Origin of the sequence: Citrobacter pasteurii, assembly GCF_019047765.1 — a bacterium.
GTDB classification, from domain to species: Bacteria; Pseudomonadota; Gammaproteobacteria; order Enterobacterales; family Enterobacteriaceae; genus Citrobacter; species Citrobacter pasteurii.
This window is the reverse complement of the sequence record NZ_CP077262.1, coordinates 3933818-3950821: the sequence shown is the minus strand read 5'-3', so window position 1 is coordinate 3950821 and position 17004 is coordinate 3933818. Positions and strand designations below refer to the sequence as shown.

19 protein-coding genes are annotated in these 17004 nt (G+C 50.9%); 8 read left to right on the top strand and 11 right to left on the bottom strand.

Annotated elements, in window-relative coordinates:
• Positions 1 to 70: 70 nt before the first annotated feature.
• The 4 genes from I6L54_RS19220 to I6L54_RS19205 all read left to right on the top strand — a co-directional run bounded on the left by I6L54_RS19220 (position 71) and on the right by I6L54_RS19205 (position 4035).
• A complete protein-coding gene (locus tag I6L54_RS19220; protein WP_003021860.1) occupies positions 71 to 1204 on the top strand; it encodes a porin in 1134 nt (377 codons plus the stop codon).
• Positions 1205 to 1473: 269 nt separating this feature from the next.
• On the top strand, positions 1474 to 2304 hold the full coding sequence (locus I6L54_RS19215) for a MetQ/NlpA family ABC transporter substrate-binding protein (RefSeq protein WP_040232652.1): 831 nt from the start codon (positions 1474 to 1476) through the stop codon (positions 2302 to 2304).
• Positions 2305 to 2366: 62 nt separating this feature from the next.
• The gene (gene sfbB, locus I6L54_RS19210; protein ID WP_040232650.1) at positions 2367 to 3383 is read left to right on the top strand and encodes a virulence-associated ABC transporter ATP-binding protein SfbB; all 1017 of its coding nucleotides are present in this window, start codon (positions 2367 to 2369) and stop codon (positions 3381 to 3383) included.
• Positions 3376 to 4035, top strand: coding sequence for a methionine ABC transporter permease (locus I6L54_RS19205; protein ID WP_040232649.1), 660 nt, complete (start codon positions 3376 to 3378; stop codon positions 4033 to 4035). The genes sfbB and I6L54_RS19205 overlap by 8 nt, the downstream gene beginning before the upstream one ends.
• On the opposite strand, the gene mnmH is transcribed toward I6L54_RS19205, so the two are convergent.
• From mnmH to ppiB, 5 genes are all read right to left on the bottom strand, one after another.
• On the bottom strand, positions 4032 to 5117 hold the full coding sequence (gene mnmH / locus I6L54_RS19200) for a tRNA 2-selenouridine(34) synthase MnmH (RefSeq protein WP_040232646.1): 1086 nt from the start codon (positions 5115 to 5117) through the stop codon (positions 4032 to 4034). The genes I6L54_RS19205 and mnmH overlap by 4 nt on opposite strands.
• Positions 5118 to 5213: 96 nt before the next feature.
• A complete protein-coding gene (purK, locus tag I6L54_RS19195) occupies positions 5214 to 6281 on the bottom strand; it encodes a 5-(carboxyamino)imidazole ribonucleotide synthase (protein ID WP_040232645.1) in 1068 nt (355 codons plus the stop codon).
• Positions 6278 to 6787: a 5-(carboxyamino)imidazole ribonucleotide mutase gene (gene purE, locus I6L54_RS19190; protein WP_005125240.1), complete on the bottom strand. Its 510-nt coding sequence runs from the start codon at positions 6785 to 6787 to the stop codon at positions 6278 to 6280. The genes purK and purE overlap by 4 nt, the downstream gene beginning before the upstream one ends.
• 117 nt (positions 6788 to 6904) lie before the next feature.
• Positions 6905 to 7627: a UDP-2,3-diacylglucosamine diphosphatase gene (gene lpxH / locus I6L54_RS19185; protein ID WP_040232643.1), complete on the bottom strand. Its 723-nt coding sequence runs from the start codon at positions 7625 to 7627 to the stop codon at positions 6905 to 6907.
• Between the two features lie 2 nt (positions 7628 to 7629).
• Positions 7630 to 8124: a peptidylprolyl isomerase B gene (gene ppiB / locus I6L54_RS19180; protein WP_003021875.1), complete on the bottom strand. Its 495-nt coding sequence runs from the start codon at positions 8122 to 8124 to the stop codon at positions 7630 to 7632.
• A 172-nt stretch (positions 8125 to 8296) separates the two neighbouring features.
• On the opposite strand from ppiB, the gene cysS reads away from it, so the two are divergent.
• Positions 8297 to 9682, top strand: a complete 1386-nt coding sequence (gene cysS / locus I6L54_RS19175; protein ID WP_005125243.1) for a cysteine--tRNA ligase — start codon at positions 8297 to 8299, stop codon at positions 9680 to 9682.
• A gap of 91 nt (positions 9683 to 9773) precedes the next feature.
• Here cysS and I6L54_RS19170 read toward each other — a convergent pair whose 3' ends face one another.
• The 6 genes from I6L54_RS19170 to folD form a co-directional block, all read right to left on the bottom strand.
• On the bottom strand, positions 9774 to 10298 hold the full coding sequence (locus tag I6L54_RS19170; protein WP_040232642.1) for a metal-dependent hydrolase: 525 nt from the start codon (positions 10296 to 10298) through the stop codon (positions 9774 to 9776).
• Positions 10299 to 10410: 112 nt separating this feature from the next.
• Positions 10411 to 10824: a type III secretion system chaperone gene (locus I6L54_RS19165; RefSeq protein WP_040232641.1), complete on the bottom strand. Its 414-nt coding sequence runs from the start codon at positions 10822 to 10824 to the stop codon at positions 10411 to 10413.
• Between the two features lie 10 nt (positions 10825 to 10834).
• Positions 10835 to 11281 (bottom strand): CesT family type III secretion system chaperone, encoded by a 447-nt coding sequence (locus I6L54_RS19160; RefSeq protein WP_052463772.1) that lies wholly within the window; start codon positions 11279 to 11281, stop codon positions 10835 to 10837.
• Between the two features lie 12 nt (positions 11282 to 11293).
• Positions 11294 to 13261, bottom strand: a complete 1968-nt coding sequence (locus I6L54_RS19155) for a hypothetical protein (RefSeq protein WP_072041476.1) — start codon at positions 13259 to 13261, stop codon at positions 11294 to 11296.
• A 187-nt stretch (positions 13262 to 13448) separates the two neighbouring features.
• The gene (ybcJ, locus tag I6L54_RS19150; protein ID WP_040232639.1) at positions 13449 to 13661 is read right to left on the bottom strand and encodes a ribosome-associated protein YbcJ; all 213 of its coding nucleotides are present in this window, start codon (positions 13659 to 13661) and stop codon (positions 13449 to 13451) included.
• 1 nt (position 13662) lies between these two features.
• A complete protein-coding gene (gene folD, locus I6L54_RS19145; RefSeq protein ID WP_005122057.1) occupies positions 13663 to 14529 on the bottom strand; it encodes a bifunctional methylenetetrahydrofolate dehydrogenase/methenyltetrahydrofolate cyclohydrolase FolD in 867 nt (288 codons plus the stop codon).
• Positions 14530 to 15103: 574 nt separating this feature from the next.
• Between folD and fimA the strand changes: the two genes are divergently transcribed.
• The 3 genes from fimA (at position 15104) to fimC (ending at position 17002) form a co-directional block, all read left to right on the top strand.
• Positions 15104 to 15658, top strand: a complete 555-nt coding sequence (gene fimA / locus I6L54_RS19140) for a type 1 fimbrial major subunit FimA (RefSeq protein ID WP_005122056.1) — start codon at positions 15104 to 15106, stop codon at positions 15656 to 15658.
• Positions 15659 to 15734: 76 nt separating this feature from the next.
• Positions 15735 to 16268, top strand: coding sequence for a type 1 fimbrial protein subunit FimI (gene fimI / locus I6L54_RS19135; RefSeq protein ID WP_040232637.1), 534 nt, complete (start codon positions 15735 to 15737; stop codon positions 16266 to 16268).
• 41 nt (positions 16269 to 16309) lie between these two features.
• On the top strand, positions 16310 to 17002 hold the full coding sequence (gene fimC, locus I6L54_RS19130) for a type 1 fimbria chaperone FimC (protein WP_005122054.1): 693 nt from the start codon (positions 16310 to 16312) through the stop codon (positions 17000 to 17002).
• Positions 17003 to 17004: the final 2 nt, after the last annotated feature.

The window sequence follows — 17004 nt, the reverse complement described above, 5'->3', positions numbered from 1 at the left end:
ACGAGTGTATTAATAAACGTTAATATTTGTATGCTGAATAATTGGCAGGCTATCTATCAAGGTACAAATAATGACTATAAAAAAAACGGCGCTGGCGGTATCGATCGGCGCAGCAGTGGCATTAACGACTTTCGCCTCCCAGGCGGAAATCACGGTCCTGAAACAAGATCCGCAGGCGGGCAACCCGCTGAGCCGTCTTAACTTCACCGTCGGCGGGAGTATTCGTCCGCAGTTCCAGAATATGGCCGGTGACGATGGTAAGAATGGCTACAAACGTAATGGTTTCGACGGCGGAACGCGTTTCCGCTTCGCCGCTGACTACTATCTGTTTGATGACATCAGTTGGGTGAGCTATTACGAGCTGGGCGTTAACTTCCCGGCGATGTTCAACTGGGACAATCACTATGCTAACGGCGCCAACGATACTACGCGTCGTATGCTGTACACCGGTCTGAAGAGCGCGACCTGGGGTACGCTGACCTTCGGTCAACAGAACAGCATTTACTATGATGTGGTGGGTGCGAAAACGGATATCTGGGACTACGACATGATCGGCCAGGCACCGGGTAACGGTATCAATGGCGACTACGACGGTTCCTATCGTACACGTAAGTCACTGAAGTATAAAAATACGGTAGGCGATGTTGATCTTTACGCGTCTTATCTGTTTAGCGATGACTACAACCCGAACAACGGTTTGCGCTACAAACGTAAAGGCGGCGGCTCGCTGGGTGTGGATTATCACATCACCGATGACCTGACCTGGGGTACGGCGTGGAACTACACCCGCGCGGAAATGCGTGGCAACACCAGCAAAACCTACGATCAAAACATCGTCGGTACTGCGCTGAGCTGGAAACCGGACAACTGGACTTTCTCGCTGGGCGGTGGTTGGTATCAAAACTTCATGACTACCAAAAAAGTCTCTGTTAATGACTATTTTGCCGGTGACGCCTGGGGTCTGGAATACTTTGCGGGATACACCTTCCCGGTTGGCCAGTATGCGCTGAAATCCGTGCAGCCATACTTTATGGGTGACCGTATTGAATACGTGAATGGTCGTAACTACCTGCGTACCGACAACGGTGTGGGGATCAGCTTCCAGCTGGATTACGGTTTCCGTGTGGATTACGAACACGTCTTCACCTCCAGCACCGACAATCTGGGCGACATGAACCTGGTGCGTCTGCGTTACGACTTCTAATCGAACGCCTGCCGCCCGATGCGCTTATCGGGCCTACGAGAGCAGGGGGATCGCGTTATTTGTAGGCCGGATAAAGCACTTGTGCCGACATCCGGCTTTTTCATGCCTTCTCACATTTAAAAACACACTCTGCAACATCATGAAATAATTTCAAGGACAGCAGGTTGTGATCTGTGTCATGTTAACAATCAGCCTGTTAACAGGCCAACAAGAACAACGCCGCAAGAACGGCGTGAGACATGACACCACAACGTTAAAATGGAGAGATTATGGGATTGCGTCAGAGTTTACGCGTCGCGACCGGAGCGCTGTTACTGGCCTGCGGATTACAATTTGCTCATGCGAACAGTGACCCGCATACCATCGTATTTGGCGTCGCGCCCGGGCCGTACGGCGATATGGTAAAACAAGCCATTGCTCCTACGTTAAAAGAGAAAGGCTATAAGGTGGTGGTGCGCGAATTCAGCGACTACGTGCAGCCGAACATGGCGCTCTCCAACGGCAGCATTGATGCCAACCTGTTCCAGCACTCGCTCTACTTTGACAAATTCACCGCCGATAAAGGCCTGAAGCTGAGCAAGCTGATCGTGGTCCCAACGGCCGGGATGGGTTTTTACTCACATAAAATCAAAAGCCTGGATGAGTTGAAAAAAGGGGATGTGATCACGCTTTCCAACGATCCCACCAACCTGGCTCGCGGTCTGCGTTTCCTGCAGTCTATTGGCCTTATCACCATCAAAGATAATATCGATCCAACTAAAGCCTCCGAGCGCGATATTGCCAGCAACCCGAAAGGGCTGGTGTTTAAACCGCTGGAAGCCGCACAGCTGCCGCGCACGCTGGACGGCGTGACCGGCGCGCTGGTCAACGGTAACTTTGCCGTGGCGGCAAAACTGGATCTCGCCAGCGCCATCAAGCAGGAACACCTGGATGAAAATCTGAAAAATATCATCGCGGTACGCAGTGAAGATGCGGATAAACCGTTCGCTAAAGATATTGTTGAGGCGGTGAAATCTCCGGCATATCGCGCGGTGATAGACGATCCGAAAAATATCTACAGCGCCTTCCAAAAACCGGAATGGATGTCGGCAGCCCAATAATCGCTGCGCTAACGGTTTAACAGGGCAGCGATGACTGCCCTTTTCGCATTTCTGAGGTGGCTATGATTGAGATAGAAAAGGTTTGCGTGGACTTCGCCGCAGGCCGTGGACCATCAACCCGGGCGGTTGATGATGTCAGCTTGCGCATTGGCGCAGGTGAAATATTTGGTATTGTTGGGACCAGCGGCGCGGGGAAAAGTACGCTTCTACGTACCCTGAATGCCTTAACGCGTCCGAGCCAGGGAAGCGTAAAAGTGAACGGCGTGGAGATCTCTGCGCTCGAGGGGAGTCATTTACGCAAAGCGCGTCAGCGTATCGGGATGATTTTTCAACATTTTAATCTGATGCATACCCGTACCGTGGCGCAAAACGTTGCGTTCAGCCTGAAGGCTGCGGGTTGGGAGCGTAGTAAAATTGGCCCGCGCGTCAGCGAAATCCTGGCGCTGGTGGGACTGTCTGATAAGGCGAGTCGCTTTCCTGTCCAGCTCAGCGGCGGGCAAAAGCAGCGCGTGGGTATTGCCCGTGCGATTGCCAATCACCCGGATGTGTTGCTGTGTGATGAACCGACTTCCGCGTTAGATCTGGAAACATCGGCCACCATTCTGGCTCTGCTCAAACAGATCAACCAACAACTGGGGATCACGATCGTGCTGATCACTCACGAGATGAATGTGATCAAATCCATTTGCGATCGCGTGGCGGTAATGTCCGGCGGCAAGGTGGTGGAGTCAGGTGAGGTGTTTGATGTCTTTGCCCACCCGCAGCACGCTTTTACTCAGCAACTGGTGTCGCATACCCTCAATCTGACGCTACCCGAGCGCCTGCGCCAGCATCTGCCCGGCCAGTTGCTAAAAATTCTGTTCATCGGTGATTCGGCGGAACAGCCGGTGCTGTCAGAAGTGGCGGTTAAATTTGGCGTGGCGGTGAACATTCTGCACGGCAAAATTGAATATATCGGCGAACGTGCGCTGGGGATTCTGGTGGTGCAACTGACCGCGCCGCATAACCCTTCTGCGGTGGATGTCGCCGTGGAACATATTCGTCAACGTACTGCACAGGTGGAGGTGATTCGTGGATGATTTATTGCCGGATTTGACGCTGGCGTTTAATGAAACCTTCCAGATGCTGAGCATCTCTACGCTGTTGGCGATTGTTGGCGGCCTACCGTTAGGGTTTCTTATTTTCGTCACCGACCGCCATTTATTCTGGCAGAACCGTTTTGTGTATCTGCTCAGTTCCGTACTGGTGAATATTATTCGTTCGGTACCGTTTGTGATCCTGCTGGTGCTGTTGCTGCCGCTCACCCAGTTTTTGCTCGGCAATACCATTGGACCGATTGCGGCGTCTGTTCCTCTGTCGGTAGCGGCGATTGCGTTTTATGCCCGACTGGTCGACAGCGCGCTGCGCGAAGTCGATAAAGGCATTATTGAAGCGGCGGAAGCCTTTGGCGCCAGCCCGATGCGTATCATCTGCACCGTGCTGTTACCGGAAGCCAGTGCGGGTCTGCTGCGTGGGCTGACGATAACGCTGGTGAGTCTGATCGGTTACTCCGCAATGGCCGGGATCGTTGGCGGTGGCGGGGTAGGCGACCTGGCGATTCGCTTTGGCTATTACCGCTACGAAACCCAGGTCATGATCGTCACCGTGGTAGCGCTGATTATTCTGGTGCAGGTCGTGCAGGTGCTGGGCGACTGGCTGGCGAAACGCGCGGATAAGCGCGATCGGCATTAATGCGCCTGGACCCAGTCAGCCACGTCCTGCCATGAGCCGCGGAAGACAATTTTCGCGGCTTTCTTTTCCAGTTGATAGCGATACATCGGGTCGTAATATTCATTGAGCAACGGCACCAGCCAGCCCATATGCGCGTCAGTACTGCCGTTGGCTTGTTGCTCTTGCAGGGCGACGTCGAGCAGTGCTGTCAGCTCTGCGAAGCGCTGTAATCCCAGACGGCGGCGGATGGCGAACAGACCGTGATGCAGATAGTCACAGTATTCCTGCCAGCCCTGAGTTTCCCCGTAAACGTGGGTGAAATCGTGGTGCATACGGACGAAATACTCTTCGCGCAGTCGCTCCAGGCGTAGCTCAAAAGGATCGTCCACCACCGCAATAGATGCCTGGGTCATGCGCTCGCGCAGGCATTCGGGCAGATGGTTAGCGCCGATCATGCGGCCTTCGTCCTCAAGTACCCACAGACGCAGATCCTGCCGGCTGTCGGTTTTCAGCATTTCGACCGCCAGCAGGTTTTCGAAGCTCGCCTGGCTGAGCTGTGGTTCAACGGTTCGACCAAAAGAAGAGCCGCGATGGTGCGCCAGGCCTTCGAGATCCACACCGTTCGGCTGCTGTTGCACCAACTGCGTTTTACCGTTCCCGGTACAGCCGCCAATTAAGACGATCGGTTTTTGCACCAGTTCTTCAGTGAGTTGAATCGCCGCCTGACGCAATGCTTTATAACCGCCGTGTATTAGCGGGTAGTCAGTACCGGACTCGTGCAGCCACTGCTGCACGATGTGCGAGCGCTGGCCGCCGCGGGCACAGCACAAGTATCCCTCAGGATGCTGGCGACAGGCTTCCAGCCAGGCATTCATCCGCTGCTGGCGAGTCTCGCCACAGACCAGTTGATGGCCAAGCGCGAGGGCGGCCTCAGACCCCTGACGTTTATAGCAGGTCCCGACTGCGGCGCGTTCGTCATCGTTCATCAGGGGACGGTTGATTGCGCCCGGCATTGCGCCTTGTTGAAATTCAATGGGGGCGCGTACATCGATTAAAGGCGTACCGGCGAGCAGAATTGCGCGATAGTCCGTTCCATCGTTCATGTTCAGTCCTGAAAGTACAAAACAGCAATGGAGGGGATTTTACGCGCCAGAAGAGGGGCCGGGGAAGGATAAAATCAACTCCCCGACATTAATGGCTTATTTCAGCTTTGACTGCGCCCAGATAATACCGCTGGCATATTCCGGCGGCAGCAGGGGGATAAGCGCTTCCAGTGTCGCGCTAAGGCGCGCGGTATCGCTGTCGCTCAGGTTCAGGTGGCCGACCTTTCGTCCTTCACGCACTTCTTTGTCGTACCAGTGCAGATGGACCAGCGGCAGTTTCAGCCAGTCGTAGTTCAGGTCGCTACCAATCAGGTTCACCATCACCGAAGGTGTGTTCACCACCGGTGTTGGTAGCGGTAGCTGGGTAATGGCTCGCAGGTGCAACTCGAACTGGCTGATGCTGGCACCGTTTTGTGTCCAGTGCCCGCTGTTGTGCACGCGAGGTGCCAGTTCGTTAATCAGCAGACCTTCCGGGGTAATGAAACATTCCATCGCCATCACGCCGACATAACCCAGCTCCTGCATGATGGCGGAAAGCATCGCTTCGGCCTGTGCCTGCTGTCTGGCGTTAGCCTGTGGGAAGACCACGCTGGTACGCAGAATGCCGTCCTGATGCAGGTTGTGGGTCAGCGGATAGAAAACCGTGCTGCCGTCGTGTGCGCGAGCGCCTACCAGCGACACTTCACCCGAGAAGTTAATGCCCTGCTCGACGATGCACTCGCCGTAGCAATCATCCGGCAATTGTTCAGTTTCATTCGCGCGCAAACGCCACTGACCGCGACCGTCATAGCCGCCGACGCGACGTTTAACAATCGCCAGTTCACCCAGTTTGTCAAATACTGCAGACCATTCGCTTTTATCCGCCAACAGTTGCCACGGCGCGGTTGCCAGGCCGAGCTTGTCAAAAAGCTGCTTTTGCGTCAGGCGGTCGGCAATAATCGGGAAGACATCACGATTCACGAATGCCGGATGGCGCGCCAGCTCGCGGGTTAACGCGGTTTCCGGCCAGCGCTCGATCTCAGCGGTAATGACGCTTTGCTGAAAGGGGACTGCGGCGGGTTCGGCATCCAGCCCGACTGGCCAGACCGCAATGCCCAGCGGCTCGCCAGCCTGACGCAGCATGCGCCCTAACTGACCGTTACCGAGTACGCAGACCTGCTTCATGCCGCACCTCGCGGGTCCGGGTTCTCCAGTACCTCATCGGTCTGTGCTTTGCGCCAGTCGCTCAGACGCTGATGTAATGCTTTGTCGTGTGTTGCCAGAATTTGTGCTGCCAGCAGGGCCGCATTTGCCGCACCCGCTTTCCCAATCGCCAGCGTACCCACGGGGATGCCGCGTGGCATCTGCACGATTGAGTAGAGGCTATCTACGCCGCTCAACGCTGCGCTTTGTACCGGAACGCCTAACACGGGGACCAGCGTTTTCGCTGCAATCATGCCCGGCAGATGCGCTGCACCGCCAGCACCCGCAATAATAACCTGATAACCGTTTTCTTCAGCGCTTTCGGCGAAGCTGAACAGTTTATCAGGGGTACGGTGGGCTGAGACGACTTCAACATGGTGCGGAACGTCCAGCATTTCGAAGATTTCGGCGGCGAACTGCATGGTAGCCCAGTCGCTTTTGGACCCCATCACGATGGCGACACGCGCCGGATTATTGCGGGAAGACATGCGTCTAAAAACTCCTGTGGGTGTGCTTCACACTGCTTTAGAGGCGAGAGAGAATAGCACGTTTTAAAAACAAGGAAAACGATTGCGTTGCTTGTGTGCAGACGTTTTCAGCTGTGATTAAAACGGAAAAGCGATCAGTTCAACGTCGTCAGGTGTGACTTTAATCATCGAACCTTCAGTGTGCCAGGCACCTAACACCACGCGGAAAGCGGGTTGTGCATTGGCCGTGAGTTCGTGGACTGCCGGGCGATGGGTATGACCGTGAATTAACCACTGGACCTGATGTTTTTCCATCTCGTTAATCACGGCCTGCGGATTCACATCCATGATCTCCAGCGATTTACTGCTATTGGCGGCTTTGCTTCCGGCGCGCATCTTTGCGGCGATGCGTTGGCGAATGAATAACGGCAGGGAGAGAAACAGTTTTTGTAGCCAGGGCTGATGAACCTTAGCGCGAAACGCCTGATAGCCTGTATCGTCGGTGCACAATGTGTCGCCATGCATGATCAGTACGTTGCGGCCATACAGGTTGAGCACTTTTTCCTGAGGTAACAGGGTCATGCCGCTCTCACGGGCAAAACGCTTGCCGATCAGAAAATCACGATTGCCATGAATGAAAAAGCAGGGAACACCGGAATCCGTCAGCGCTTTTATCGCTGCGGCCATTTCACGATGTAGGGGATTGGGATCGTCATCGCCTATCCAGGCCTCAAACAGATCGCCAAGAATGTACAACGCATCGGCCTTTCGTGCATCGTCGGCTAAAAAGCGCAGAAAACCGGCGGTGATTGCCGGTTCTTCCGTGCAGAGATGAAGATCTGCAATAAACAGTGTCGTCACGATTACTCGCTGACGGTCACGTTTTCGATGATAACGTCTTCTTTTGGTACGTCCTGATGCATGCCGCTGCGACCGGTGGAAACGCCTTTGATTTTATCAACGACATCCATACCTTCGACAACTTCAGCGAACACACAGTAACCCCAGCCCTGCATGCTTTCGCCGGAGAAGTTCAGGAAGTCGTTGTCAGCAACGTTGATGAAGAACTGAGCTGTCGCGGAGTGCGGAGCCTGAGTACGCGCCATTGCCAGCGTGCCACGGGTGTTTTTCAGACCATTGTTGGCTTCGTTTTTGATCGCCTCTTTCGTGGCTTTTTGCTTCATGCCCGGCTCAAAACCGCCGCCCTGGATCATGAAACCGTTAATAACACGGTGGAAAATGGTGTTGTTGTAAAAACCTTCGCGGCAGTAGTCCAGGAAGTTTTTAACTGTTTCAGGCGCTTTATCATCAAACGTTTTGATTACGATATCGCCGTGATTAGTGTGGAAAGTAACCATTTTTGCATCCTGTTCCGATAGATTGGTGCTTCGACCCCGTCAAGGGTCAGAGTTAGGGGTGTGTTATAGCATAACCGCAAGGTTCGATCACCTTGCAAAGTGTGCTGCTTCGGGGCCAATTTATAGGTATTATAGGGCTTTGTTATCCACACACGTCTACACGGAATCTTCGATGTTAAAAATCTTTAATACACTGACGCGCCAAAAAGAGGAATTCAAACCAATTCATGCAGGGGAAGTCGGCATGTACGTGTGTGGCATCACCGTTTACGATCTCTGTCATATTGGACACGGGCGTACCTTTGTTTCTTTCGACGTTGTTGCCCGTTATCTGCGCTTCCTCGGCTATAAGCTGAAGTATGTGCGCAACATTACCGATATCGACGACAAAATCATTAAGCGCGCGAATGAAAATGGCGAGAGCTTTGTAGCGCTGGTTGATCGCATGATTGCGGAAATGCACAACGATTTCGATGCGCTGAATATTCTGCGCCCGGATCTTGAACCGCGTGCTACGCATCATATCCCTGAGATTATTGAAATCACCGAACAGCTGATTGCCAAAGGTCACGCTTACGTTGCCGATAACGGCGATGTCATGTTCGATGTACCGACCGACCCGAATTACGGTCAGTTGTCACGTCAGGACCTGGATCAGCTGCAGGCGGGGGCGCGTGTTGATGTGGTTGATGTGAAGCGTAACCCGATGGACTTCGTGCTGTGGAAGATGTCCAAAGAGGGGGAGCCGAGCTGGCCATCTCCGTGGGGCGCAGGTCGTCCGGGCTGGCACATTGAGTGTTCGGCGATGAACTGCAAACAGTTGGGTAACCATTTCGATATTCACGGCGGCGGCTCCGACCTGATGTTCCCGCACCATGAAAACGAAATCGCGCAGTCCACCTGTGCGCATGACGGAGAATACGTCAATTACTGGATGCACTCCGGAATGGTGATGGTTGACCGTGAGAAAATGTCCAAATCGCTGGGCAACTTCTTCACCGTGCGCGACGTGCTGAAATACTACGATGCCGAAACCATTCGCTACTTCCTGATGTCCGGTCACTATCGTAGCCAACTGAACTACAGCGAAGAGAACCTGAAACAGGCGCGTTCTGCACTGGAGCGTCTGTATACTGCGCTGCGCGGCACCGACAAGTCCGTGGCACCAGCCGGTGGCGAAGCCTTTGAAGCGCGCTTCATTGAAGCGATGGATGACGACTTCAACACGCCGGAAGCCTACTCCGTGCTGTTTGATATGGCGCGTGAAGTTAACCGTCTGAAGGGCGAAGATATGGCGGCAGCTAACGCTATGGCTGCCCATCTGCGTAAGCTGTCCGGCGTGCTGGGTCTGCTCGAGCAGGAGCCAGAAACGTTCCTGCAAAGCGGTGCGCAGGCGGATGACGGTGAAGTTGCGGAGATTGAAGCGCTTATCCAGCAGCGTCTGGATGCCCGTAAAGCGAAAGACTGGGCGGCGGCGGATGCGGCACGTGACCGTCTCAACGAGATGGGCATCGTGCTGGAAGATGGTCCGCAGGGCACCACCTGGCGTCGTAAGTAAGGGTAATGATTGCGGGATGGTGGCTCACGCCTTATCCGGCCTACGATGGAATGATCGGTAGGCCTGATAAGCGTAGCGCCATCAGGCACTATTAATAACGTCTATACCACCACAACATCCCCATCATGACGGCTCCCGGCAGCCATACCCACATTAGTTCCGAAAGAATAACCTGATGCCCATACGGTGTGGCGTAGCGTGATAGCGCAAATGGGGCGACTTTAATCACCTGCCACGGTGCAAAGAAGCGTTCATCCGACCATGGCCACAGCCAGCCGACGCCTTTGCCGCCGGTCGTCACCGAATCCAGCAGGCTGTGCGACAGCAGTGAAACCGTCAGGAATAACCAGCAGCGAACCAGCCCGGCTTTAAACCATCGTCGGCCAATGATTACGCACAGCAGCGGCACCACAAAGGCGAACAGCAGCGAGTGGGTAAAACCACGGTGGCCAAACACATTACCGTAGGCGACGCCAAACTTAAACGACAGCACGTCGGCGTCAGGCAGCATTGCCAGCACAACCCCTGCAAACAACAAGCGTGATGGAATGGCTTTGAGTCCCAGACCCAATCCTAAGCAAAGAGGTACGGCTGCGTGGGTAACGATGGTTGGCATGATAGTCGCTTCGAATGAGAAAACAGCATGCTAACAGCCTGAATTGCGATCATACAGGGAACACATTCTGAAAACTGGCAGCGAGTGCTGCCAGATTCAGTTCTCGTATCACTTAAAAGTCAGAAAGCTTGCTTCTCGCATACTGAATACAGCGAATGATTTCTGGCAGCAAATCGATCAGATATTCATCGTAGTCATCAGATTCAGCAAGGGGATACTGTATTTTATAGGTATAGGTAAAAGCGTTGTTTTCTACGGACAGGCCGATGATCCCGCCTTCTGTGGCATCCCACAGATGATTCATTTTCAGCAGGGCGATAAGCGCCTCCGTGGTTTCCGTGGCGGTGTATTCCGCTACGTCAGCCTGGATATAAAGCTCTGATTGCTCCGGCTCGTCAAAGAAATAGAACAAGATATTATCAGTTTCCAGAATATACTGGTTCTCTGCGGATTCGGTAAATCCAGGGGAACCGTAGGCGCTGAACAGGCGTTCAAGTAAAAGAGTTGAGTGAGTACTTGAGTCCATGGTATTTCCTTTAATAATGTGTGACAGCAGTGCTATTTTCTACGGCTAATCTTGATTTGTACTCAGATGCTATTTGATAGAGACGAGCAATCTTCGCGGAAAAAATCTCTGTAGTCTGTTGTAAAGGATTCAGGCGTAGGCTTAAACAGATAAAACCGGTCTGATCATCAAACCCTAAAATACCGCCTCCGGTATTAGACCAGGCATGATTACCCTGGAGTAACTGAATGAGTAGATTACGCGATATCTCATCATTTCGCTTAGGTAAAGGAGCGATGTGAATGATACAAATGAGTTCACGTTGATAATTTTCATCTTCATCACTAAGGATAAAAGAAAATAACATATCTGACAAAAATACAAAAGTACTGCCATTGTTGTTGAGGGTGAGGTCTTTGCAATCAATATATTTGCCGAGATCGCTTAGTAACATATTGATGCTATTTATATATTTCATATACTATATCTCTTAGTCCGGCATTGAGAATCTTAAATCATCTTCAAATGTATATTGAGCACCAACAGATGCAGTAATTTCTCCATTTTTATTGTTCATTGCAAACCGGATTGTCAATTTTATTGAGACGTTATTTGGGCCAGTCTTTTCAAAGGCAAATTTCGAATCACTACGATATAAAGCTAATGCATTAAGGTTAAATGAACCTGTAAGATCAACTACAGTCGTTCCTTTCTCTGATGATATGGGTGTAATTGTATAACCCCAATCCCCTTCGTTATTATTAGTCAAACCCATAAAAGTCCCAACTTTTGACATTTCTATATCACCGTTTGCAGCAAGAATACTTTCTCCACCGAATGCCAATGACCCCAGACTACCTCCTACGCTGTTCGCGATTGATTGCTCGCAGAAAGAAGTAATTACTTTAGAGAGTTTAGTTGTGTGCTCAGTAGCAATGTTTGTTGCTCCTGGAAGTTGAGATGTTATAGTTTCCGATATGAACTTTATGATTTTTTCGTTAACAAATTGTATTGCTTTATCTTCTTGATCTTCTTGTTTTGCTTTAGTTTTAGATATAATTTTTAATTCTTCTTCATCTTCTTTCGTTAACGCCGCTCCCTTTCCCTGAGAGTTTTTAATAAACATACTTCTTCGAAAGTCAAGAGCCATACAACTTTCTGACATGAGTAAATCAGCATTATTCACTAATGATGTATTGAGACGACTCATTAATTGTTTTTCCATATACGCATTGAATAATGCTTTGAGTTTGGGATTGTTATTTAATGCGTCTTTTGGAAGTGTGTTGTTTGAATAATCAATAACTGGTTCATCATTTGTAATAATTATTTCGTTGCCAATTCTAAGGTCGCTATAATTGCGTGATTGCAATTTTTGTTGCATCTTCCATGTGACATTTTTCAGCCTTTGTATTTCCGGAACATCTATTGTTTCGTTTCCGGTGTTTGTACTATGCGCCATCTCTATCTTTTTATCAAGGCTGTTGCACATTGTTCTTAAATCTTCGAGCATTGTCTTGACGCCACCGGTGGTGGTGAGTGCATTGGAAGAAGGTAATGCTTCTCCTGTTGCTTGTTCATATTTGTTGCGGATGTTGGTATATTCTTCTTTTAATTCAGAAGGGACTCTTTCTCTATTATCGATACCACCGTCACTTTTAGTTACCCCGAATTTCTGCTCTAAGAAGGTAGGGATATAATTAAAAGCATGACGTATGATATCTTTGACTCTATGACATCCATGTTCTTCCATTTTAATGAACAACATGTCTTTATCTGGGATACCGGTAGGGTTGTCCTCGCTTTTTTTGGGCATCCTGGCAAAGAGAACGGTTTTACGATTATTAGGTAAGAATGCATTTTTGCTATCAATATCTAAACCTCGTGATTGATAGTCTGCTCCGGCATTTTTATATTCTTGGAGATGGCTTGATTTCCTTGAATAACTGCCAGCTTGATTCAAGAAACTCTCTATATTATGGCCTTTATCTTCAATGCTGAAAGCGCCCATTTTGAAATTTTGTGGCCCACGTTCTGTTAACCCTGCAGAAACGGAAATTTTGTTTGAGGCCCGAGCCTGTAAATACCACATCAATTGAGCAACATTATCTTTCGTCCCCTCCACACGATTTCCTTTGATCAGGTTTTCATAAATCTTCTCACCGTTTTCACACATCAAAATGATATTTTTAGCCTCTATTTTGGCATGTTCAGGTAATTTAACATTTCTGCCATGCAGGTTGAAATCAACGGTTTTGGGGGCATCTTTCTTGTTAGCTATCTGATGAGTATCCAGAGCTTCTGGCTGAACCGCGTTGGGTAAGATGTTTGGATCAGCGATGACAGGCCCCTGTTGTTCCGGAAGGCGAATATAACCAGCAAAAGGGGCACGATGTTCAGCATGAATGGGATGCTGTATACGCTGAAGGGCGTTGTGGGCAAGACGGGAAACAGTCATATAATGTCCTTATCAAGGTTATTGTTGAAAAACGGTACTGATAAGGAAATGCTAAAATGGATGCTGAATAAAAACTTTCAAAAAGTGCTCTACTTTAGTGAAAATAACGGGCAGGGGCAGGTTGTGGGCTGAGAGAGCGGCAAGGGGGATAAAATGATCCCGGCAGCTTGCGCTGCCGGTGAAGTTATTAAGCGATGACGTTAATGCTGTGGCCTTCAAAGCTGACGGTCTGTCCGGCAGCAATTTTGCAGCGCTTGCGCGTTTCAACAACGCCGTCGACCTTCACTAACCCTTCGCCAATAGCAATTTTTGCCTGGGCGCCGCTTTCGCTCCAGCCTTCCAGCTTCAGCAAATCGCAGAGTTCAACGTGAGGGTGTTTACCCAGTGAAAATGTGGCCATCTTAAACGTCCTTTACATCATGATATTCAACACACGCCTGCAACGTGTTTTCGATAAGCGTGGCGACAGTCATTGGGCCAACGCCACCCGGCACCGGCGTAATATATGACGCACGTGCGGCAGCATCCTCAAATACCACATCGCCAACAACCTTACCATTCTCCAGACGGTTGATGCCGACATCAATCACAATTGCACCTTCTTTGATCCACTCACCCGGAATAAAACCCGGTTTGCCAACGGCAACAATAAGTAAGTCGGCGTGCTCAACGTGGCGACGCAGATCCTTCGTGAATCGGTGGGTGACCGTGGTGGTGCAACCCGCCAGCAGCAACTCCATGCTCATCGGGCGACCGACAATATTGGAGGCGCCAATCACCACGGCGTTCAAACCATAGGTGTCGATGTTGTAGCGTTCAAGCAGGGTTACTATACCGCGTGGGGTACATGGACGCAGGCGCGGTGCGCGTTGACACAGACGGCCAACGTTATACGGATGGAAACCGTCAACGTCTTTGTCCGGGGCAATGCGCTCCAGAACTTTGACGTTGTCGATACCCGCCGGCAACGGCAGTTGTACCAGGATACCATCGATGGTGGCATCTGCATTGAGCGTATCGATCAGCTCAAGAAGCTCCGCCTCGCTGGTGGTTTCAGGCAGGTCCCAGGAGCGGGAGACAAACCCCACTTCGTCGCAGGCTTTGCGTTTACTTGCCACGTAAATTTGCGAAGCCGGGTTGCTACCTACCAGCACAACAGCCAGTCCTGGGGCGCGTAATCCAGCCGCTAAACGCGCCTGAACTTTTTGAGCAACCTCAGAGCGCACCTGCTGCGCAATCGTTTTACCGTCAATAATCTTTGCTGCCATCAGAGAGAGGATTCCGTCTGTTACGTTAAGTCGAAGGGGATGTCACTATTTTGTCAGAAGCGGGGCGTGCTGTCAGTTTTCGTTTGCGTTTTTACGTGCGGTGGAGTGTTTCGCGTAGCCCGTGAGCGCGGCCACAGGTGTTGGACGTTGGTACGTAATTCATAAGCATGCTAACGAAACTTAACCTAAATGAAACAACTCATCACCCTGGTATTTTCATGGGTAATATCTCAGAAACCAGACTGTTACGTCTTGTTATGGCCGTTTTTGCCTCATTTTCACCTGGAATTTTCTTAGAGTCCAATAAGAATAAGCCAGGGGCATTAAAAGGAATTACAGGTATTTTTCATTAATTGAAATGTTTAATTTATCCCGGTGACGAATTGTCATATTCGTGAAGATTAATTAGTGAATCAAATACTCAGGAGAGTGGGGGTACACGTTTCGCTAATTCTCTCTCGATATATATCTTTACAGGATGCAGAGATAATTTGCCTGACATTTAATGTCGATAATGATTCAAACGGATCCCGCAGGACGCTGGAGCCGGATGTGTGTAATTCAAGGGAAATCCATGAAACGTAAATTAATGACCTCTTCTGTTTTTGCCAGCATGATGTTAATGGCGGGCGCAGCGGTGGCGGCAGATCCGGTAAGCGTGAGCGGCGGTACGGTTCACTTTGAAGGTGAACTGGTCAATGCAGCCTGTGCCGTGAGCACTCAGTCAGCCGACCAGGTTGTCACATTAGGCCAATATCGTACCGCCAGCTTCACCGCAGTCGGTGACACCACTGCGCAAATTCCGTTTTCCATCGTGCTGAACGACTGTGACCCGAAAGTTGCTGCGACTGCTGCTGTTGCTTTCTCGGGCCAGACGGACCTCACCAACAACAGCCTGTTGGCTCTCTCCTCCTCGGATAACAGCACCACAGCGGGCGGCGTAGGGATCGAAATTCTGGACAACACCTCCACCGCACTGAAGCCAGATGGCGCGACCTTCTCAACCGCTCAGGCGCTGGTGGAAGGCACCAACACCCTGCGTTTCTCCGCGCGTTATAAAGCCACAGCAACCAGCGCCACGCCGGGTCAGGCAAATGCGGATGCGACCTTCATCATGAAGTACGAATAAACCGTTTGATTCTTGCAGGGAAGACTACCGCCTCATGGGATGAGGCGCTATCCGGGGATGATGAAGGATGTGGCAGATGATAGGGAAAGGTGTAGCGCTGGCGGGAATGGTCTGCGTAATGCCGGCGTTTGCCCACACCGTGATACTGGAAAGTGGCCATCTTCATTTACGTGGGCAGCTGGTTAATGGTGCCTGTACGGTTGCCACAGACAGCCAGAGCTTACGGGTGCAGATGGGGCAGTACCGCACTAACGCGTTTTCCGGGACGGGAAGTTTTGCTTCTACCAGCATACCGTTTTCGCTGCGGCTAACGTCGTGCAGTGCTGATGTTTATGACCATGTGGGGATTGCCTTTGCGGGCGTTACGCCAGCCGAAGATCCACAGGTCTTTCTTGCCAGCGGCGATGCGTCTGCGGTTTCGGGTATTGGTCTGGCGTTGTTTGATGAGCGACAGCGACAAATAATTCCGAATGCGCTGCCGCTTCATTATGCCCCGATTTTAACGCAAGAGATGACGTTTCATTTCACTGCTCGCTATCGGGCTGTCTCGGAATATATAACGCCGGGAACGCTTCGTTCAGATGTGTGGTTTACGTTGGTGTATCCCTGATTTATTTCCTAACGATAATCACGCCAAAGGTATTTGTAGCTATGTTTAATTATCTAAAATCAGGCTTTATCATTTTACTGGCCTTATTTTCTGCCACCAGTGTGCAGGCATCTGGTGGAATTGCATTAGGTGCAACTCGCGTTATTTATCCTGCCGAGGCTAAACAAACGTCCCTCGCCATTAGTAATAGTGATACCAAAGAACGTTTCCTGATTAATTCATGGATAGAGAACAGCGCAGGCGTCAAAGATAAATCGTTTGTGGTCACACCGCCGCTGTTTGTCAGTGAACCTAAAAGCGAAAACACGCTGCGTATCATCTACGCGGGCGAGCCTCTGCCCAAAGACCGTGAATCGCTGTTCTGGATGAATGTGAAGGCTATTCCGTCGGTCAATAAAAACAGCCTTGAGGGGAAAAACGTTCTGCAACTGGCGATTTTGTCGCGCATCAAACTCTTTGTCCGCCCAAATAATCTGCCACAAATCGCGGAAGATGCGCCAGGCATGCTGCAGTTTTCCCGTACCGGCAACCACCTGAAAATTACCAACCCGTCAGCGTATTACGTCACGCTGGTCAATCTCAATGTCGGAAATACGAAGATTGATAACGTTATGGTTGCGCCGAAAAATGACACGCAGGTCCTGTTGCCGACTGGCGTTCAGGGAAACGTTACGTTCCAGACGGTGAACGATTATGGCGCAGTCACCACCGCTAAAACGGTTAGCGTGCGTTGAGA

What these genes read in the sequence shown, in the direction of transcription:
- I6L54_RS19220 (WP_003021860.1), top strand. Translation starts at nt 71, where the DNA reads ATGACTATAAAAAAAACGGCGCTGGCGGTATCGATCGGCGCAGCAGTG.
- I6L54_RS19215 (WP_040232652.1), top strand. Translation starts at nt 1,474, where the DNA reads ATGGGATTGCGTCAGAGTTTACGCGTCGCGACCGGAGCGCTGTTACTG.
- sfbB (WP_040232650.1), top strand. Translation starts at nt 2,367, where the DNA reads ATGATTGAGATAGAAAAGGTTTGCGTGGACTTCGCCGCAGGCCGTGGA.
- mnmH (WP_040232646.1), bottom strand. Translation starts at nt 5,117, where the DNA reads ATGAACGATGGAACGGACTATCGCGCAATTCTGCTCGCCGGTACGCCT.
- purK (WP_040232645.1), bottom strand. Translation starts at nt 6,281, where the DNA reads ATGAAGCAGGTCTGCGTACTCGGTAACGGTCAGTTAGGGCGCATGCTG.
- purE (WP_005125240.1), bottom strand. Translation starts at nt 6,787, where the DNA reads ATGTCTTCCCGCAATAATCCGGCGCGTGTCGCCATCGTGATGGGGTCC.
- ppiB (WP_003021875.1), bottom strand. Translation starts at nt 8,124, where the DNA reads ATGGTTACTTTCCACACTAATCACGGCGATATCGTAATCAAAACGTTT.
- cysS (WP_005125243.1), top strand. Translation starts at nt 8,297, where the DNA reads ATGTTAAAAATCTTTAATACACTGACGCGCCAAAAAGAGGAATTCAAA.
- I6L54_RS19170 (WP_040232642.1), bottom strand. Translation starts at nt 10,298, where the DNA reads ATGCCAACCATCGTTACCCACGCAGCCGTACCTCTTTGCTTAGGATTG.
- I6L54_RS19165 (WP_040232641.1), bottom strand. Translation starts at nt 10,824, where the DNA reads ATGGACTCAAGTACTCACTCAACTCTTTTACTTGAACGCCTGTTCAGC.
- I6L54_RS19160 (WP_052463772.1), bottom strand. Translation starts at nt 11,281, where the DNA reads ATGAAATATATAAATAGCATCAATATGTTACTAAGCGATCTCGGCAAA.
- I6L54_RS19155 (WP_072041476.1), bottom strand. Translation starts at nt 13,261, where the DNA reads ATGACTGTTTCCCGTCTTGCCCACAACGCCCTTCAGCGTATACAGCAT.
- ybcJ (WP_040232639.1), bottom strand. Translation starts at nt 13,661, where the DNA reads ATGGCCACATTTTCACTGGGTAAACACCCTCACGTTGAACTCTGCGAT.
- folD (WP_005122057.1), bottom strand. Translation starts at nt 14,529, where the DNA reads ATGGCAGCAAAGATTATTGACGGTAAAACGATTGCGCAGCAGGTGCGC.
- fimA (WP_005122056.1), top strand. Translation starts at nt 15,104, where the DNA reads ATGAAACGTAAATTAATGACCTCTTCTGTTTTTGCCAGCATGATGTTA.
- fimI (WP_040232637.1), top strand. Translation starts at nt 15,735, where the DNA reads ATGATAGGGAAAGGTGTAGCGCTGGCGGGAATGGTCTGCGTAATGCCG.
- fimC (WP_005122054.1), top strand. Translation starts at nt 16,310, where the DNA reads ATGTTTAATTATCTAAAATCAGGCTTTATCATTTTACTGGCCTTATTT.